General features: G+C 48.6%; 19 protein-coding genes. 14 read left to right on the top strand and 5 right to left on the bottom strand.

What is annotated here, in order from left to right; genetic code table 11:
- The first annotated feature begins 18 nt into the window (after positions 1 to 18).
- Positions 19 to 522: a chemotaxis protein CheW gene (locus ACP7H9_RS11140; RefSeq protein ID WP_011234361.1), complete on the top strand. Its 504-nt coding sequence runs from the start codon at positions 19 to 21 to the stop codon at positions 520 to 522.
- Positions 523 to 975 carry a DUF2802 domain-containing protein gene (locus tag ACP7H9_RS11135; RefSeq protein WP_110012746.1) on the top strand — a complete coding sequence of 151 codons (453 nt, stop codon included), beginning with the start codon at positions 523 to 525 and terminating at the stop codon, positions 973 to 975.
- Between the two features lie 6 nt (positions 976 to 981).
- Here the strand turns inward: ACP7H9_RS11135 and ACP7H9_RS11130 are convergent, their stop codons facing one another.
- Positions 982 to 1263, bottom strand: a complete 282-nt coding sequence (locus ACP7H9_RS11130) for an EscU/YscU/HrcU family type III secretion system export apparatus switch protein (RefSeq protein ID WP_011234359.1) — start codon at positions 1261 to 1263, stop codon at positions 982 to 984.
- Positions 1260 to 2897, bottom strand: coding sequence for a flagellar hook-length control protein FliK (locus ACP7H9_RS11125; protein ID WP_439222772.1), 1638 nt, complete (start codon positions 2895 to 2897; stop codon positions 1260 to 1262). The genes ACP7H9_RS11130 and ACP7H9_RS11125 overlap by 4 nt, the downstream gene beginning before the upstream one ends.
- A gap of 78 nt (positions 2898 to 2975) precedes the next feature.
- Here ACP7H9_RS11125 and ccmA point away from each other — a divergent pair, with 78 nt between their 5' ends.
- The 11 genes from ccmA to ACP7H9_RS11070 all read left to right on the top strand — a co-directional run bounded on the left by ccmA (position 2976) and on the right by ACP7H9_RS11070 (position 11693).
- Entirely contained in the window at positions 2976 to 3632 is a 657-nt protein-coding gene (ccmA, locus tag ACP7H9_RS11120; RefSeq protein ID WP_439222771.1) for a cytochrome c biogenesis heme-transporting ATPase CcmA, read from the top strand.
- Positions 3629 to 4312, top strand: a complete 684-nt coding sequence (gene ccmB / locus ACP7H9_RS11115) for a heme exporter protein CcmB (RefSeq protein ID WP_011234356.1) — start codon at positions 3629 to 3631, stop codon at positions 4310 to 4312. Before ccmA ends, ccmB begins: the two co-directional genes overlap by 4 nt.
- A gap of 1 nt (position 4313) precedes the next feature.
- Positions 4314 to 5051: a heme ABC transporter permease gene (locus ACP7H9_RS11110; protein WP_439222770.1), complete on the top strand. Its 738-nt coding sequence runs from the start codon at positions 4314 to 4316 to the stop codon at positions 5049 to 5051.
- On the top strand, positions 5051 to 5281 hold the full coding sequence (gene ccmD / locus ACP7H9_RS11105; protein ID WP_286823469.1) for a heme exporter protein CcmD: 231 nt from the start codon (positions 5051 to 5053) through the stop codon (positions 5279 to 5281). Before ACP7H9_RS11110 ends, ccmD begins: the two co-directional genes overlap by 1 nt.
- On the top strand, positions 5265 to 5747 hold the full coding sequence (gene ccmE, locus ACP7H9_RS11100; protein WP_153848926.1) for a cytochrome c maturation protein CcmE: 483 nt from the start codon (positions 5265 to 5267) through the stop codon (positions 5745 to 5747). Before ccmD ends, ccmE begins: the two co-directional genes overlap by 17 nt.
- Positions 5744 to 7699 (top strand): heme lyase CcmF/NrfE family subunit, encoded by a 1956-nt coding sequence (locus tag ACP7H9_RS11095; RefSeq protein WP_439222769.1) that lies wholly within the window; start codon positions 5744 to 5746, stop codon positions 7697 to 7699. Before ccmE ends, ACP7H9_RS11095 begins: the two co-directional genes overlap by 4 nt.
- Complete coding sequence (locus tag ACP7H9_RS11090) at positions 7692 to 8240, top strand: DsbE family thiol:disulfide interchange protein (protein WP_011234351.1); 549 nt, start codon at positions 7692 to 7694, stop codon at positions 8238 to 8240. Before ACP7H9_RS11095 ends, ACP7H9_RS11090 begins: the two co-directional genes overlap by 8 nt.
- On the top strand, positions 8237 to 8698 hold the full coding sequence (locus ACP7H9_RS11085) for a cytochrome c-type biogenesis protein (RefSeq protein WP_011234350.1): 462 nt from the start codon (positions 8237 to 8239) through the stop codon (positions 8696 to 8698). Before ACP7H9_RS11090 ends, ACP7H9_RS11085 begins: the two co-directional genes overlap by 4 nt.
- On the top strand, positions 8691 to 9899 hold the full coding sequence (ccmI, locus tag ACP7H9_RS11080) for a c-type cytochrome biogenesis protein CcmI (protein WP_011234349.1): 1209 nt from the start codon (positions 8691 to 8693) through the stop codon (positions 9897 to 9899). Before ACP7H9_RS11085 ends, ccmI begins: the two co-directional genes overlap by 8 nt.
- Positions 9896 to 10630: an MlaA family lipoprotein gene (locus ACP7H9_RS11075; protein ID WP_110012740.1), complete on the top strand. Its 735-nt coding sequence runs from the start codon at positions 9896 to 9898 to the stop codon at positions 10628 to 10630. Before ccmI ends, ACP7H9_RS11075 begins: the two co-directional genes overlap by 4 nt.
- Positions 10631 to 10703: 73 nt before the next feature.
- Positions 10704 to 11693 carry a response regulator gene (locus tag ACP7H9_RS11070; RefSeq protein ID WP_439222768.1) on the top strand — a complete coding sequence of 330 codons (990 nt, stop codon included), beginning with the start codon at positions 10704 to 10706 and terminating at the stop codon, positions 11691 to 11693.
- On the opposite strand, the gene ACP7H9_RS11065 is transcribed toward ACP7H9_RS11070, so the two are convergent.
- Positions 11662 to 11973 (bottom strand): DUF6170 family protein, encoded by a 312-nt coding sequence (locus ACP7H9_RS11065; protein ID WP_011234346.1) that lies wholly within the window; start codon positions 11971 to 11973, stop codon positions 11662 to 11664. The genes ACP7H9_RS11070 and ACP7H9_RS11065 overlap by 32 nt on opposite strands.
- 103 nt (positions 11974 to 12076) lie before the next feature.
- Here ACP7H9_RS11065 and galU point away from each other — a divergent pair, with 103 nt between their 5' ends.
- Entirely contained in the window at positions 12077 to 12961 is an 885-nt protein-coding gene (gene galU, locus ACP7H9_RS11060) for a UTP--glucose-1-phosphate uridylyltransferase GalU (RefSeq protein WP_011234345.1), read from the top strand.
- A gap of 7 nt (positions 12962 to 12968) precedes the next feature.
- Here the strand turns inward: galU and ACP7H9_RS11055 are convergent, their stop codons facing one another.
- Entirely contained in the window at positions 12969 to 13862 is an 894-nt protein-coding gene (locus ACP7H9_RS11055; protein ID WP_439222767.1) for a LysR family transcriptional regulator, read from the bottom strand.
- 21 nt (positions 13863 to 13883) lie between these two features.
- Positions 13884 to 14855 (bottom strand): tRNA 5-methoxyuridine(34)/uridine 5-oxyacetic acid(34) synthase CmoB, encoded by a 972-nt coding sequence (gene cmoB / locus ACP7H9_RS11050; protein WP_153848930.1) that lies wholly within the window; start codon positions 14853 to 14855, stop codon positions 13884 to 13886.

Raw genomic sequence — 14855 nt, 5'->3', positions numbered from 1 at the left:
CGCATGGCGGAGTAAGAGATGAGTAAAGATAATCGCGCTATCAAGAATGAAACTGACGTTGATGGGAATGACGAAGTTCTGCAGTGGGTAACTTTCCAGCTGGAACAGGAAACTTACGGTATCAATGTAATGCAGGTTCAGGAAGTGCTGCGCTACAGCGAAATTGCTCCCGTACCCGGCGCACCCAGTTATGTATTAGGTATTATCAATTTGCGCGGTAACGTGGTTACAGTTATTGATACGCGCCTTCGCTTTGGCTTGCAGACAACCGAAGTCACTGACAATTCACGTATTGTGATCATTGAGTCTGAACAGCAGGTTATTGGCATACTGGTCGATAGTGTTGCCGAGGTGGTTTATCTGAAAACTTCTGAAATTGATAGCGCTCCGAATGTGGGTACTGACGAGAGTGCTCGCTTTATTCAGGGTGTAAGTAACCGCGATGACGAACTCTTGATTCTGGTTGACCTGGATAAAATGCTCACCGATGAAGAGTGGGATGAAATTTCCCGTCTGAGCTAAATGATGACGAACTGGTTATTTGCTATTTCAGCGCTGGCTCTCGGGCTGGCGCTTATTGCTTTAGTCGCGGTGGTTATTACCTCGCGGCGGCAAGCTGAGCTCATCGAACGTCAGCAGCAGCGCTTGCTCATGCTGACCGAAACTGCCAGTGAAGTGTTGTCCTTACGTGAGCAGTTCAAACAGCAACCCTCTGAAGCACCCTCGAAGACTGATTTTGCTCAGCAGCAAGTGGTTGCTCAGTTGCAACAGCAAGTTGCGCAGCTAAACGAGGAGCAACAGCAGTTACAGCAAAGGTTGCAAGAAGTTGCGGAGCAGGACCCGGGTAGTAAGCTTTATCAGCGCGCAGCTAAGTTAGTGGCGAGCGGAGCCAGTGTTGAAGAGCTGATGCAGGAATGTGACCTGCCGCAGGCTGAGGCTGAGTTATTAACCTCGTTGCATAAGAAAGGCGCATAAAGCGGCTTAACCCTCTTCCCATTGTCTTGGGAATTTGCCATCCAGTAAGTACGCGAAAGCGATAATTTCCGCAATAATAATGTACAGCTCGCGTGGAATTTCATCGCCCACATTCAGTTTGGCCAGCGAATCGGACAGCAAAGGATCTTCATGGACTAAAACGCCATGCTCTTTTGCAACGGCAATAATTTCTTCAGCAAGTTCGTCAAACCCCCGGGCTATGACTTTGGGCGCATTAAAACCGTCGTAAGACAAACCTATCGCTTGTTTTTCTTTCTTGTCACTCATACGGTCACCCGAATAATACCGCTGTGCTGCTGTGCCAGATTGTCTGGAATTTTGCCTTGCTGAACCCGAAGTTTAACGCTGTTAACCTCCAGCTCGGCAAGCCTTTTTTCAAGCTTTTCGACATTACTCTCAACCACTTTTTGCGCCGCTTTCGTTTCAGTGTAGAAGTCAACCGATGACCCTTGTGGGTGATAGCGACCTTTAACCAGCAAAGGCCCGGTACTTTCAAGTTCAAAGCGCAGAGTAAATAACCATAAGGTGCGACCGTTACTCTCTTTATTGCTGCTTTCGCGCTCACTGCGAATAAGCAGTTCATGCTGCTGTGGTTTTTGTGTATCAGCGGGTAGCAGAATGTAATATTCCGGTTGTTGGGCAGGCGAGTCCTGAAGCCTGGCCTGACTGCTCTGCGCTGAATTAAGGATACCGGTAAAAAGTTGTAATAGTCGCTGTAGCTGTTGCTGCGGTAATTGTTGCAGCAGGGCATTAATACGTTCGCGTACTTCGCCTGCATTTTCAGGAGCAGGGTTAAGCACCTGCTGAATAAAGGCCTGAGTAAACTGATTTGGTGAGGTTCTCGCTGCTGAACTATTGCTGGTCGTTTCCGGTTGCTGCTGCATTGCCAGCCCCAGCAGCGTCATTAGCATTTGTCCTAATCCTCCCATTTGCTGGCTGGGTTGAGCGCTGACCGGGCGTGCCGCAAACCAGTCGCTGACCCAGCTCTGCAATGCCTGGGGGCGTTGCATGGCATCAGGTGTTGGCATTTGCTGAAGTACTCTGACTAAAAGCTGTTGTAAGGCCTTAGGTGGCGACTGCAATGCTTCTCTTGCTGCTTCCGCTGACAATCGGGCCGTCGGCTGCTGAACGCTTTCAGTTGTGCCTGTTGATGAGGGCGAAGGCCGCAGGCTTTGCGGTATAAAGTTCTGCAATGCCTGTTGAAATTGTTTGGGTGTTATTTGCTGAGCCTGTTTTATTGCTAACCCGGTTGCCGTGGGTATCGACACTTTTTGCGCTGGCGAGGGCTGGGCAGCGGTGTTTGGTTGACTCACTGGCTGGTTAACTGGTTGAGTGCCTGGCTTTGCTGTTAGCGGCTGTTGCGGTGTCGGTTGCACCGTAGCAACCCGACCTTGCTCAACAAAGGCTTTAACCAGTTTTGGCGGCAGTTGAGTTATCGGCACCTCTGCAACAGCCACAGGCTTTGTTGCACCAGTGCTAAGAGCTACACGAACTATCGGTTGTTTGGGATCAGGTTGAGTTATTGTCAGTTGCAATTTCGTTGCAGCCGTTAATGGCGGCTGAATATTTTTGGGTGGGTTAGGCCATTGCCAGTTGTTGCCCTGAATACGAGCTGGTTGCTGGCCTTTTGCGGGCTCAAAAGTTACCGGTAAACTGATCTGGACCAATAATTGGGCGAGTAACCGGGTTGTATTTGCCTGATTCAGCGGGCCAGCATTCGCCGAAGGCGTCGGAAGGTTGCCCTGTTGCGGAGCCTGAGTCGTGGCTGCGGCTGAATTGCCACCAGAGGCGGAGCCGCTGAAAATACGCATTAGGCTGGACAATTGCTGCTGCTCGGCACGAGCTAAGGTTCGTTCCGGAGAAGCCATCATTTGTTGTAACAGTTGCTTAATATCAGCCATGCGCTTTACCTAATTTTTATGGTAGAATCTTGGGCATTTGCGTCAGCTTACCAGTAAGGTTCCGGTTGTAAAATCCGCATGACACAAGTTGCTTCCACCAACAGCCCACTATTGCACGCAGAGCAGCTAAGCTCAATCCGTGGAGGGCGGGTATTATTTGAAAATCTCGACTTTTCAGTGAGCGCGGGTCAGTTATGGCAGGTTAGCGGGCCTAATGGTGCCGGAAAATCGTCGTTACTGCGAATTCTTACCGGATTGCTGGAGCCGTCCGACGGTGTGGTTTCATTTGCCGGTCAGCCGCTCAATCAGAACTGGTCGGAATACTGTCAGCAGTTACTGTTTATTGGGCACAAAGCTGCTGTTAAAGGCGAGCTAAGTGCGCTGGAAAACTTTCACTGGCAGCAACAGTTATCCTCGGTGCAAGACGTGGATGCCTGGGATTTGCTCGAGAAGCTCGGACTGCTGGGGTTAGAAGATGAATTAACCACGCGACTGTCTGCCGGCCAGCAACGACGAGTTGCATTAACTCGATTATGGGCGACGCAGGCTTCGCTATGGATATTAGACGAGCCCTTTACCGCTTTGGATGTACAGGGAATAGCTTTATTACAACAACGCTTTGTCGAGCACTTAGATGCAGGCGGCACCATTATTTTTACCTCGCATCAGTCGCTGACTTTGTCAGGTTTAACGCCCGAAAAACTGTCTCTGGAATACCGGGGTGAGGTGCTATGAGTCAGCTTTCGAATAGACAAACCTGGTTAACCCTGCTGAAGCGGGACTTGCGCATAGCCGCAAGGCGACGCAGCGATGCCTTAAACCCTCTGCTCTTTTTATTAATGGTCGTGACGTTGTTTCCGCTAGGCATTGGTCCCGGTCCTGATATTCTGGCTCGTATTGCCCCCGGAATTATTTGGGTAGCCGCTTTACTCGCCAGTTTGTTGGGGCTTGAACGCTTGTTTCGCGATGATTTTCAGGACGGCACCCTGGAACAGCTGTGTTTATTGCCGCAGCCTCTGGCCTTTACGGTTACGGCGAAAATGACGGCGCATTGGCTGTTAAGTGGTTTACCGCTGGTTATTCTGTCGCCCGTTCTGGCTTTGTTGCTGAGTTTACCGTTGCAGGGTTGGTGGGCACTGGCGTTGACTTTGCTGCTGGGAACTCCGGCATTAAGTGCGTTGGGAGCTATTGGTGCAGCGTTAACTTTGCAGGTTCAGCGCGGAAGTTCGCTGGTCAGTTTAATTTTAATTCCGCTTTTTATTCCCTTATTGATATTTGCCACGGCGGCAGTCGAAAATGCCTCAATGGGGCTTGCAGTTCATGGTCAGTTAGCGATACTGGCGGCAATTTCAGTTTTAACCGTAACATTGGCTCCGCTGGCTGTAGCAGCTGGCATTAGAATGAGTGTGAATTGATATGTGGCGATGGTTACATCCGTACGCAAAACCCGAAGCAACTTATAACCTGTTGCAAAAGCTGCTGCCATGGTTTGTGGCATTAACACTTGTAACTCTTATTACCGGCGTAATTTGGGGGCTGGCATTTGCTCCGGGAGATTATCAGCAAGGTGACAGTTACCGAATTATTTTCCTGCATGTGCCTGCAGCGATTTTTTCTATGGGCGCTTATATGGGCATGGCCATTATGGGAGGCATTGCACTCATCTGGCAGATTAAAACCGCAGAGTGGGCTATACCGGCAATTGCGCCTGTGGGGGCGGCACTAACCATTGTTGCTTTGCTAACCGGTGCTATTTGGGGCAAGCCCATGTGGGGCACCTGGTGGGTATGGGATGCACGGCTGACTTCTGAACTGATTTTGTTGTTTCTTTATGTCGGTGTTATGGCCTTGTATTTTGCTTTCGATGACGCCAGAACCGGCGCTAAAGCTGCAGCGATACTATCTTTGGTTGGTGTTATTAATTTGCCTATCATTCATTTTTCGGTGGAATGGTGGAACACCCTGCACCAGGGCGCAACCATTACCAAGTTTGAGCGGCCTTCAATAGCCGCCAGTATGTTAATTCCGTTATTAATCTGCTTGGCCGGTTTCGCGTTTTTAACCGTATCCTTGGTGATGATGCGGTTAAAAAATGAGATACTAAGACACGAATTACACCGCGCCTGGGCACAGCAACGACTGGAGCAAGACTAATGGTTTTTGACAGTTTTACTGACTTCGTCGCTATGGGTGGGTACGGACTTTATGTCTGGTTGTCATTCTTTTTAAGTTTTGTTGTTCTTGCCGGAGTTGCGTTAGAAACTTTACTGGCAAAACGACAGTTGGTTAAGAAAAGCCGGCAGTTACAACAGCGTCAACAGCGCTTAGCCAGACGCACAGCCAGCCGTGCAGCAGTAGGAGACGGTAATGAACCCAAGACGTAAACAACGCTTAACCTGGGTCGCAATTTTAGTGATTGGGGTTTCGGTAGCAACGGGACTGATGCTGTATGCATTGAGCCAAAGCATCGATCTGTTTTATACACCGACGGAACTGGTTGAAGGCAAGGGAAAGGATAAACAGAAACCTCAGGTTGGCCAGCGGATGCGAGTTGGCGGTATGGTGGTTGAAGGTTCGGTAGAGCGTGACCGCGAAACTTTAGAAGTTTCCTTTAAAATTACAGACATTGGCCCCGAAGTCACTGTGTTGTATCAGGGAATTTTGCCGGATTTATTCCGCGAGGGACAAGGTATTGTCGCTCAGGGGGAACTGATTGAACCAACCGTGTTAAAAGCCAGTGAAGTTTTGGCTAAGCACGACGAAGAATATATGCCGCCGGAACTGGCAGAGCAGATGAAAGGCATCAAACATGTAAACCCAAACACGGTTGAAGAAGGTGATGGGCAATGATTGCTGAAGCAGGACATCTTGCCATAGCCATTGCGCTGGCTTTTTCTGTATTACTGGCGGTTTATCCTTTATGGGGAGCGGCGAAAGGGAACGGCGGCATGATGGCTTTAGCCCGGCCGTTTGCCTATGGCCAGTTTTTCTTTACCGCTATCGCTTTTGCTTTATTAGTCTGGGGCTTTGTCAGTAACGACTTTAGTATTGCTTATGTTGCGGCAAACTCGAATAGTCAGCTACCGGTTGCGTATCGGGTTACCGCGGTGTGGGGGTCACATGAGGGCTCTTTTCTTCTCTGGATGCTAATGCAGGCAGGCTGGATAGCCGCAGTCGCGATATTTTCCCGCTCAATGCCATTGCCGATGATAGCCCGGGTGCTTGCCATTCTGGGGCTGGTAAGCATTGGCTTCTATTTGTTTATGCTAACGGTTTCGAACCCCTTTGATCCCAGTTTGCCTCTCATTCCTGTTGACGGTCGCGATCTCAATCCGCTGCTGCAAGACCCGGGAATGATCATTCATCCGCCATTGCTGTATATGGGCTACGTCGGTTTCTCTGTTGCTTTTGCTTTTGCTATTGCCGCTTTACTGTCAGGCAAGCTTGATGCAGCCTGGGCTCGTTGGTCTCGTCCCTGGACTCTCGCGGCATGGATTTTTCTGACACTGGGTATTGCCATTGGTAGCTGGTGGGCATATTACGAACTTGGCTGGGGTGGCTGGTGGTTCTGGGACCCAGTTGAAAATGCGAGCTTTATGCCATGGCTGGTAGGAACGGCATTACTACACTCCCTTGCCGTAACTGAAAAACGTGGCAGCTTTAAGTCCTGGACGGTATTGCTGGCTATATCCGCTTTCAGTTTGAGCTTATTAGGCACCTTTTTGGTACGTTCCGGCGTTTTAGTGTCAGTGCATGCGTTTGCAACCGACCCCGCCCGAGGCTTGTTTATTTTGATACTGCTGGGGCTGGTTGTCGGCGGTTCGCTTATTCTTTACGGCCTGCGCGCCGGAAAGATGCAAAGTTACAGCCGTTATGAACTGCTTTCACGAGAAGTGATGCTGCTGGGTAACAATGTCTTGTTAATGGCGGCTATGATAGTTGTGTTTCTGGGAACCATGCTACCTCTGGTTCATAAAGAAATTGGTCTGGGTACCATTTCTATTGGGGCACCTTTCTTTAATGAGCTGTATAGCTGGCTGGTTATTCCATTTGCATTAATGCTGGGTCTTGGACCCTTAATGCGCTGGCGCAGACAAGCTATGCAACCACTTCTGAAACCGCTGGCCTTAGCACTTTCTTTGGCGCTGATACTGGCCTACACGCTGCCGAAGATTTGGGCCGACGAATTACCCGCGTTGGTGGTTATTGCGCTGTTTCTGGCGTTCTGGGTGGCTCTGGCTACACTGACCGAAGTCCAGCAAACGGTAAAACAACGCAAGCAGGGTTGGGCCGGGCTGACCAAAATTTCCGGTAGTCATTGGGGAATGGTTCTGGGGCATTTAGGTTTTGCCGTAACGCTTATCGGCATCACCCTGGTTTCAAACTATGAGCAGGAGCGCGATATTGCGCTTGCGCCGGGGCAATCGGTTGATGTTATCGGTTATAACGTCGTGTTCGAAAGCCTGCAGCATAGGGAAGGACCTAACTACGATGCCGATCAGGGAGTCTTTACTGTCTACAAAGACGGGCAGGAAGTAACGCAGTTAACCAGCGAGAAACGTTTTTACCGGGTACAACGCACCAGTATGACGGAAGTAGGACTGGATGCGAGCTTAATACGTGATATCTATATTGCTATGGGCGAGCCGCTGGATGATGAAACCTGGGCCATTCGTTTCTATATCAAGCCCTTTGTCCGCTGGGTTTGGCTGGGCGCTATTATCATGGCAATAGGTGGCGCTATGGCATTTGCTGATAAACGTTATCGTAAGCGTGGCAAAAAGGAGATGGCCAATGACTAAGTTTCGCTGGTTTATCTTATTTGGTCCGCTGGTTTTATTCATCGGCTTGGTGGGCTTTTTACTTAAAGGCCTTGGCAGCGACCCAACCGAGCTGAATTCGGCGTTAATTGATGAGCCGGTGCCACAGTTTGAAGTGAGTGATCTTTATGACACCGAGGTGACTTACGACCAGTCAGTGTTACACGAGGGCCCTTTGCTGCTTAACGTTTGGGCTACCTGGTGCCCAACCTGTCGCGCTGAGCACGAGTTTCTCAATGAGCTAGCCTCAAGAGGTGTACCAATTGTCGGCCTTAACTATAAAGACGACTCCCGGGAAAAAGCCGTTAACTGGCTAAATACACTGGGTGACCCTTACACGGTGAATTTATTTGACCCGCAGGGCGAGGTTGCGTTTGAATTTGGTGTTTACGGTGCCCCAGAAACCTATTTTATTGACCACAAGGGCGTGATTCGTTATCGCCATGTGGGTGACGTTAATGAACGCAACTGGTCGAATCAACTGCAAGGCATTTACCAGCAATTGCTGGAGGAGGCCGAATGATCCGTTCATTGCTATTAGCTTTTGTCGCAGTGTTTGTATTGACTTCCACGGCATCAGCAGAAAATGAGAACAATTACCAGTTTGACAGCGAACAACAGCGTGCAACCTACCAGCAGTTAACCAAGGAGTTACGTTGCCCCAAGTGCCAGAATCAAAATATTGCCGATTCTAATGCGCCTCTGGCAGAAGATATGCGTGATCGTAGCTATCAGATGTTAAAAGAGGGCAAGTCACGCGAAGAAATTATTCAGTTTATGGTCGCCCGCTATGGCGATTTTGTGCATTACCAGCCACCTTTTACAACGGCTACCAGTATTCTTTGGTGGGGCCCTTTACTGATAGTTGTTATTGGCATTGGTGTAGCCATTGGCTTGACTCGCAAGAAAAAAGCGGCGGTTGAATTAACACCACAAGAACGAGAGCGTTTACAGCAATTGAGGAAGTCGGGCGATGAGTAGTTTATGGTTACTAATGTTGTTGATGTTGCTCGTTGCAGTAGTGTTCGTATTTCTTGCTACAGGAAAGCAAAGACGTTATCAGAAACGTCAGGATGAAAATCAACGCTGGTACGAACAACGTTTGTCAGAGCTTAAAGAAGAGCGCTCTCAGCACGGTCTTCCGGAAGAAGATTATCAGCATGCAAAGCAGGAGCTGGATAAAACCTTTTTGAATGACAGTCAGGATGTTGAAGAAAGCGTTAACTGGCAAAGAGCACCTGTGATTGTGCCGGTGATACTTTTGGTGGTTATATCCTCAGGCCTTTATTGGGCATTTGGCAGTTGGCAGTTACAATTGCAGGCTGAAGATGCACGCGAGCAGTTACCTGAGCTGGGGAAAAGATTGTTGCAGCAACAAAACCAGCAAGCCAGCCGCGAAGACTTAAATACCTTTGCGTTGGGTTTACGGCAAAAGCTGATGCGGGAACCGGATGACGCGGTTGCCTGGTGGATTTATGCTGGGTTAATGGTTGATCTGGGAGCAGGTGAAGACGCCGATGAAGCTTTTCAGAAAGCTCTGGAACTTGAGCCTGACAGAGTGAACACCTTAGTCAGTTACAGCCGGTTTTTATTAATGTCGGGAACGGAAGGCGGGCAGCCTAAAGCGGCTCGTATGCTAGCCCATGCGTTGCAACAGGAGCCCGACAATATCGAAGCTTTATCATTACTGGGTTTTGTGGCCTTCGAGCGTCAGGACTGGGAACAGGCTATTAATGCATGGCAATTATTAAAACAGCGTTTACCAGAAAACTCCAGTAGGTATCAGGCAGTTGTTAACGCGCTGGAAAATGCAAAGAGCCAGCAGGAAAAATCTGAAGTTGAGCTAAAGGTTACTGTTAAGCTAAGTGATGAAATGCGTCGTTACTTGCCTGCTGAAGGTACAGTTTTTGTTTACGTTACAGGCTCAGAACAGCCTATGCCTGCGGCGGTTGTCCGGCAGCCCGTGAGTGAGTTTCCTATGACTGTGACCTTGTCGAATAGTAATGCCATGTTACCGGATTATAAGTTGAGTGACCTTGACGAGTGGCTGGTGCATGCACGTATTTCGCAGGATGAAAAAATCGATCGCCAGATGGGTGATCTGGAAGCTGAGACTGTCGCTATACAAGCTGACGGTTCAACCGAATTAACTTTGACTTTATCGACCCGGATTGACGAATGAAAAAATATGGTTTTTTAATACTACTTTCCCTGTTTATGGTCGGGTGTTCATCGACACCTGAAGACCCTTATGCCGACCCACGTGACCCGTTTGAAGATTTTAACCGCGATATGTGGGAGTTTAACCGTGATGTTGATAAGGCGGTGTTAAAACCTGCCGCTGAAACCTATGAATATGTTCCTCAGCCAATTCGAAACTCATTATACAATGCAGTCGAGAACCTTGATGAACCTTCATCTTTTGTGAATAACTTGCTGCAATGGAAAGTTGCCGATGCTGGCATTTCACTGGGGCGTTTTGTTGTCAACTCCACCGTGGGTTTAGTCGGTCTGTTCGATGTGGCAACTCCCATGGGTCTTACCAAGCGCGAAGAAAGTTTCGGTCAGACCTTAGCGGTCTGGGGCGTGCCGGAAGGCCCTTATTTGATGTTGCCGCTTTTGGGCCCAACCGTTGTCGTAGACCGGGGGGGCGACTATGCCGATGGTCAATATTTTCCATACCCGTTGTTAAGTTGGCCGGTAGATTTGGCTCGTTACGCCATAAAAGGGCTGGAACTGCGTCTGCGCTTGCGTGATCAGGAGCAAGTACTGGAAAACTCCCTGGACCCTTACTCTTTTGTTAAAGACGTTTATTATCAGCGCTGGCAGGATCAAGTGTTTGATGGTAACCCGCCGATTGAAGAAGAAAACTTTGATGACTTTGACGATGACTTCGATGATTACGACGAATGAGTCGACGAGTCTTATTGACGATTAACCATTCCTGAACAATGCTTAGGGCATGAGTCATAACTAAGAAGTGACAATGCCCCGAGCACACATCGCATTAATTGAAGACGATCCGGTATTTCAGTCTGTCGTCAGACAGTATCTGGTAAATAGCGGTTATGATGTGTGTTGTGCAGATAATGGCAAACAAGGTATTAAGCTTTGTCAGGAACAATGTCCGGATATTGTGCTGTGCGATTTAAAACTACCGGACATTGACGGCCTTGAAGTTATAGAACAACTGCTAAAAGCTTGCACACAAATTCCAATTATTGTTATTTCTGCCTCTGAAAAAATGTCCGATATCCGTGAGGCTGTCCGCCTTGGCGCCTGGGATTATCTGGTGAAACCTGTGCAGAGCCTTAGTGTGATTGAAAACGCGATAGAAAATTGCCTGCAACGTTACCAGCTGGAAGAAACCTACCTGCACGATGTGTGGGAGCTGGATGCTCATATTGATATTTTGTATCAGGACGACGTTATCGTTGGGCGGCTGGTTGAGGAGTTGCTGCCGGACGGGCCATTAAACCTTAATGGCTACCAATTTAACTGTTCCATTAATGACTCGGGAAAGGCTCCAATCTGGATTGACTATCGGCCTTTAACTGAGGGCAGGGTTTTAGTCATTATGGCTGCTGCGCAAAATGCAACGGAGCAGAACTTACTGCCTTTACTGGTATTGAAAACTCTTATTGATCCGCTTATCCGTCAGCATCTGTCAGGCCATGATAATACCTTGCTAGCGCCCGGGTTGTTATTACAGCACTTGAACCACGAGCTTTGTCATTCACAGGTGAGAACCGCTTTTGATGCTCTGGTAGGCATTGTGGATACGACTAAGCATAGTTGGTTATGGGCTCAGGCTGGAGATAAATTTGAGCCAGAGCCGGGAGCAAAGCCCGACTTAGCGTTAGGTATCTGGCAGCACGCCAATTTTCGTGAGCACCGCATAGAACATTTACATAAGTTGCATTGCGGGTACGAGAACACAGAGCTTATTGTGACTGCTGTGCCTCAAACTGTTTGATGGCTTTATCAAGGTATGGCAGTGACATATTCAGATTAATGGGTTGTGTAAATAGTGGGTAACCAATACCTGCCGCTAGTAAAGCCGGAACTTTCCACCACCCTTCGACCTCTACAATAAAGAAGAAAATAAGACAAATAGGCACCAATTTAGCCATATTACAAATGAGGCGGCGTGGCACCGGCATTTTTTCCTGTGCCATGGATAAAATCATAGCTCGCTGAGTAAAGCTGTAGTTAGACAGTTGCGGAATGTGACGCGAAGAAAAATATAAAGCCATAGTCAGTCTTTCATTTGAATTTTGTTAATTGGGTTGCATTATAACATGGGAAAAGGTTATAAACTTGCGCTTCTGAAGTGAACAGAATTTAAGGACAGCTATTATGGTCAAAAAAGTCGTTATTCCAGTAGCCGGGCTCGGAACTCGGATGTTACCTGCTACCAAAGCCATTCCCAAAGAGATGTTGCCGTTGGTCGATCGCCCCCTTATTCAATACATTGTTGAGGAATGCGCCGCTGCAGGTTTGACCGATGTGATTCTGGTTACTCATTCCAGTAAAAACTCGATAGAAAATCACTTTGACACGAGTTTTGAGCTGGAGACGACTTTGGAGCAGCGGGTAAAGCGGCAACTATTGGCTGAGGTGAAGGCCATTTGTCCTGAAAAAACTACAATTATGCATGTTCGTCAGGGTGTTGCAAAAGGCCTGGGGCATGCCGTTCTATGCGCGCGTCCATTAATCGGAGACGAGCCTTTTGCTGTCGTATTACCTGACGTTCTGGTTGATGACGCCAGTTGTAAGCTGAATCGCGATAACTTAGCTGAAATGGTGAAAAACTTTGAAGCAAGCGGGCATTCGCAAGTCATGGTCGAAAAAGTGCCGCAGCAAGACGTCAATAAGTATGGCATAGCCGATATTAATGGCGCGGAGTTGAGTCCGGGTGAACAGGCTGGTATTACTCAACTGGTTGAAAAGCCATCAGTTGAAGATGCACCGTCAGATTTAGCCGTAGTTGGTCGCTATGTCTTTTCAGCTGATTTATGGTCGCTGTTGGAGAAAACACCGGTGGGTGCGGGCAATGAAATTCAGTTGACTGATGCCATGGCAATGCTGCTGGAAAAACAACCGGTTAATGCGTATTACATGAAAGGCAAGAGCCACGACTGTGGCAATAAGCTAGGGTACGCTCAGGCCTTTGTTGAACATGCTTTGCGACACCCGGATTTGGGCGCCGACATGAAAGCCTACATTCAGTCTCTGAAATAAAGGCCTTTTAACGGGACTGGTACTTAAGTATCAGTTCCGACAAAGTTTTTGCACAAGGCCCGGTTAGTTCTGCTTTGGGTAATACCATATACAAACTGCCTTTACGCGAACTGCTTCCCTCAACTTCTATTTTAGCGAGTCTGCCAGAATCTAAATCTTCCTGAGCGATGTAGCCCGGCAACCAGCAAAAACCTAATCCGTTACGAATGAGTCTGAGAGCTTCGTCAAAGTGGCTTACCGTCCAGCGTTGCTCGGCTTTTAACCAGCCTTCGTCTTCTACCGGCTGGCTGGCGGTATCCTGAATGACTATTTGCAAATATTGAGACAGCTCGTTCTGGTTAATAGGTTGTTCCAGCTTTGCCAACGGGTGTTCAGGGTGACAAACCAAATCCATACTGTACTGACCTATAGGTTCCCCTATAAAGCCACGTGGAATATGGTGAGAAATAACGACATCGGCAGCTTGTTCCTGAATTTGCTCCATCGTACCGGTAAGTACGGTATCGCTGATAACTAAGCGGCTGCCACGACTAAGCTGTTGGAATTCATCCAGCACGGGAACTAGCAGACTGCGGTCAAATACCATTTCTAACGCGAGTTTAACTTCCGGCTCCCAGCCTTGCTCGAGGTTATCAGCCAGCTGTTCTATTTCCTCAGTCAGGTTAGTTAACTGACGCGAACGGCGAAGCAAAACTTCACCCGCCGCGGTTAGGTGAGCTTTTCGGCCTCTGACTTCCAATAACTGTACACCTACCACTTGCTGCAGTTTGGCAACAGCGTGATTAAGCGACGACTGGCTCTTGTTCAGGGCTTCAGCCGCGTGCGCGTAACCGCCACAGTCAACAACTGCCTGCAGGATACGCCATTGCTCAATGGTCGATTTCGGTCGGTAAACACTCATCTTGATTCCACTCCGGTGGGGCTAAACCCGAGCGGTAATCACTGCTCGAATCGGTGCCTGGTAACCTTCAATAGTCTTATTTGTGTCATTTGGATCAAGGAAGTCGGCTAACGACTCCCCGGTCATCCAATCTGTGCGCCGTTGTTCGTCTATTGAGGTAGTATTATGGTCAACCACAGAGATGTCCTTGAATCCTAACCGTTCTAACCAGACAGACAAGGCACTGGCGCTGGGCAAAAACCAGACGTTACGCATTTGCGCGTAACGCTCGCCAGGCATCATGACGGTGGTTTCATCACCTTCCACAACAATGGTTTCTAAAACCAGTTGACCGCCCGGACGGATTAAAGATTTCAGTTGCTGTAAAAACTCAACAGGTGAACGGCGATGATAAAGCACACCCATACTAAATACGGTGTCGAAGCTTTTAAGTTCCGGCATATGTTCAATACCAACCGGGAAAAAGTGTGCCCGTTGCTGCCACGATAAAGGCATTAACTGGCTAATGGCTCTGAATTGCATGAGAAAGAGTTCGCCCGGGTCAATTCCCCAAACTTGCTCGGCGCCTGCTTCCAGCATCCGCCATAAGTGGTACCCACTACCGCAGCCAACGTCCAGTACCTGACGGCCGCTTAAGTCATCTAAATGTGGTGCTACGCGTTGCCATTTCCAATCAGAGCGCCATTCTGTATCGATAAAAACGCCGAATAAATCAAAGGGGCCTTTACGCCAGGGTTGTAACTGCTGGAGCAGGCCGGTTAAGCGAGCCCTGTCGGCATCAGAGGCTTCATCGGCTTCGCCTATCTGCACGGTATCGGACAATTTAACGTGTTTTGCGGTCAAGTTTGGCAACTGTGTTAGAACCCGCTGCCAGCGTTTTAAGTTCCCGTGAGGGTTATTCTTAAAGGCCGTGAGTTGTGGTGCCAGAGTATCCAGCCACTGGCTGTGCGGACTTTGCACAAGTGCGCGAAGTTCTTTACTGAAATCAACCAT

It is taken from the genome of Idiomarina sp. ST20R2A10, from assembly GCF_051842345.1.
In the GTDB taxonomy this organism is placed as follows: domain Bacteria; phylum Pseudomonadota; class Gammaproteobacteria; order Enterobacterales; family Alteromonadaceae; genus Idiomarina; species Idiomarina loihiensis.
This window is presented reverse-complemented; position numbering and strand designations above follow the sequence as displayed.

What these genes read in the sequence shown, in the direction of transcription:
- ACP7H9_RS11140 (WP_011234361.1), top strand. Translation starts at nt 19, where the DNA reads ATGAGTAAAGATAATCGCGCTATCAAGAATGAAACTGACGTTGATGGG.
- ACP7H9_RS11135 (WP_110012746.1), top strand. Translation starts at nt 523, where the DNA reads ATGATGACGAACTGGTTATTTGCTATTTCAGCGCTGGCTCTCGGGCTG.
- ACP7H9_RS11130 (WP_011234359.1), bottom strand. Translation starts at nt 1,263, where the DNA reads ATGAGTGACAAGAAAGAAAAACAAGCGATAGGTTTGTCTTACGACGGT.
- ACP7H9_RS11125 (WP_439222772.1), bottom strand. Translation starts at nt 2,897, where the DNA reads ATGGCTGATATTAAGCAACTGTTACAACAAATGATGGCTTCTCCGGAA.
- ccmA (WP_439222771.1), top strand. Translation starts at nt 2,976, where the DNA reads ATGACACAAGTTGCTTCCACCAACAGCCCACTATTGCACGCAGAGCAG.
- ccmB (WP_011234356.1), top strand. Translation starts at nt 3,629, where the DNA reads ATGAGTCAGCTTTCGAATAGACAAACCTGGTTAACCCTGCTGAAGCGG.
- ACP7H9_RS11110 (WP_439222770.1), top strand. Translation starts at nt 4,314, where the DNA reads ATGTGGCGATGGTTACATCCGTACGCAAAACCCGAAGCAACTTATAAC.
- ccmD (WP_286823469.1), top strand. Translation starts at nt 5,051, where the DNA reads ATGGTTTTTGACAGTTTTACTGACTTCGTCGCTATGGGTGGGTACGGA.
- ccmE (WP_153848926.1), top strand. Translation starts at nt 5,265, where the DNA reads ATGAACCCAAGACGTAAACAACGCTTAACCTGGGTCGCAATTTTAGTG.
- ACP7H9_RS11095 (WP_439222769.1), top strand. Translation starts at nt 5,744, where the DNA reads ATGATTGCTGAAGCAGGACATCTTGCCATAGCCATTGCGCTGGCTTTT.
- ACP7H9_RS11090 (WP_011234351.1), top strand. Translation starts at nt 7,692, where the DNA reads ATGACTAAGTTTCGCTGGTTTATCTTATTTGGTCCGCTGGTTTTATTC.
- ACP7H9_RS11085 (WP_011234350.1), top strand. Translation starts at nt 8,237, where the DNA reads ATGATCCGTTCATTGCTATTAGCTTTTGTCGCAGTGTTTGTATTGACT.
- ccmI (WP_011234349.1), top strand. Translation starts at nt 8,691, where the DNA reads ATGAGTAGTTTATGGTTACTAATGTTGTTGATGTTGCTCGTTGCAGTA.
- ACP7H9_RS11075 (WP_110012740.1), top strand. Translation starts at nt 9,896, where the DNA reads ATGAAAAAATATGGTTTTTTAATACTACTTTCCCTGTTTATGGTCGGG.
- ACP7H9_RS11070 (WP_439222768.1), top strand. Translation starts at nt 10,704, where the DNA reads ATGCCCCGAGCACACATCGCATTAATTGAAGACGATCCGGTATTTCAG.
- ACP7H9_RS11065 (WP_011234346.1), bottom strand. Translation starts at nt 11,973, where the DNA reads ATGGCTTTATATTTTTCTTCGCGTCACATTCCGCAACTGTCTAACTAC.
- galU (WP_011234345.1), top strand. Translation starts at nt 12,077, where the DNA reads ATGGTCAAAAAAGTCGTTATTCCAGTAGCCGGGCTCGGAACTCGGATG.
- ACP7H9_RS11055 (WP_439222767.1), bottom strand. Translation starts at nt 13,862, where the DNA reads ATGAGTGTTTACCGACCGAAATCGACCATTGAGCAATGGCGTATCCTG.
- cmoB (WP_153848930.1), bottom strand. Translation starts at nt 14,855, where the DNA reads ATGGTTGATTTCAGTAAAGAACTTCGCGCACTTGTGCAAAGTCCGCAC.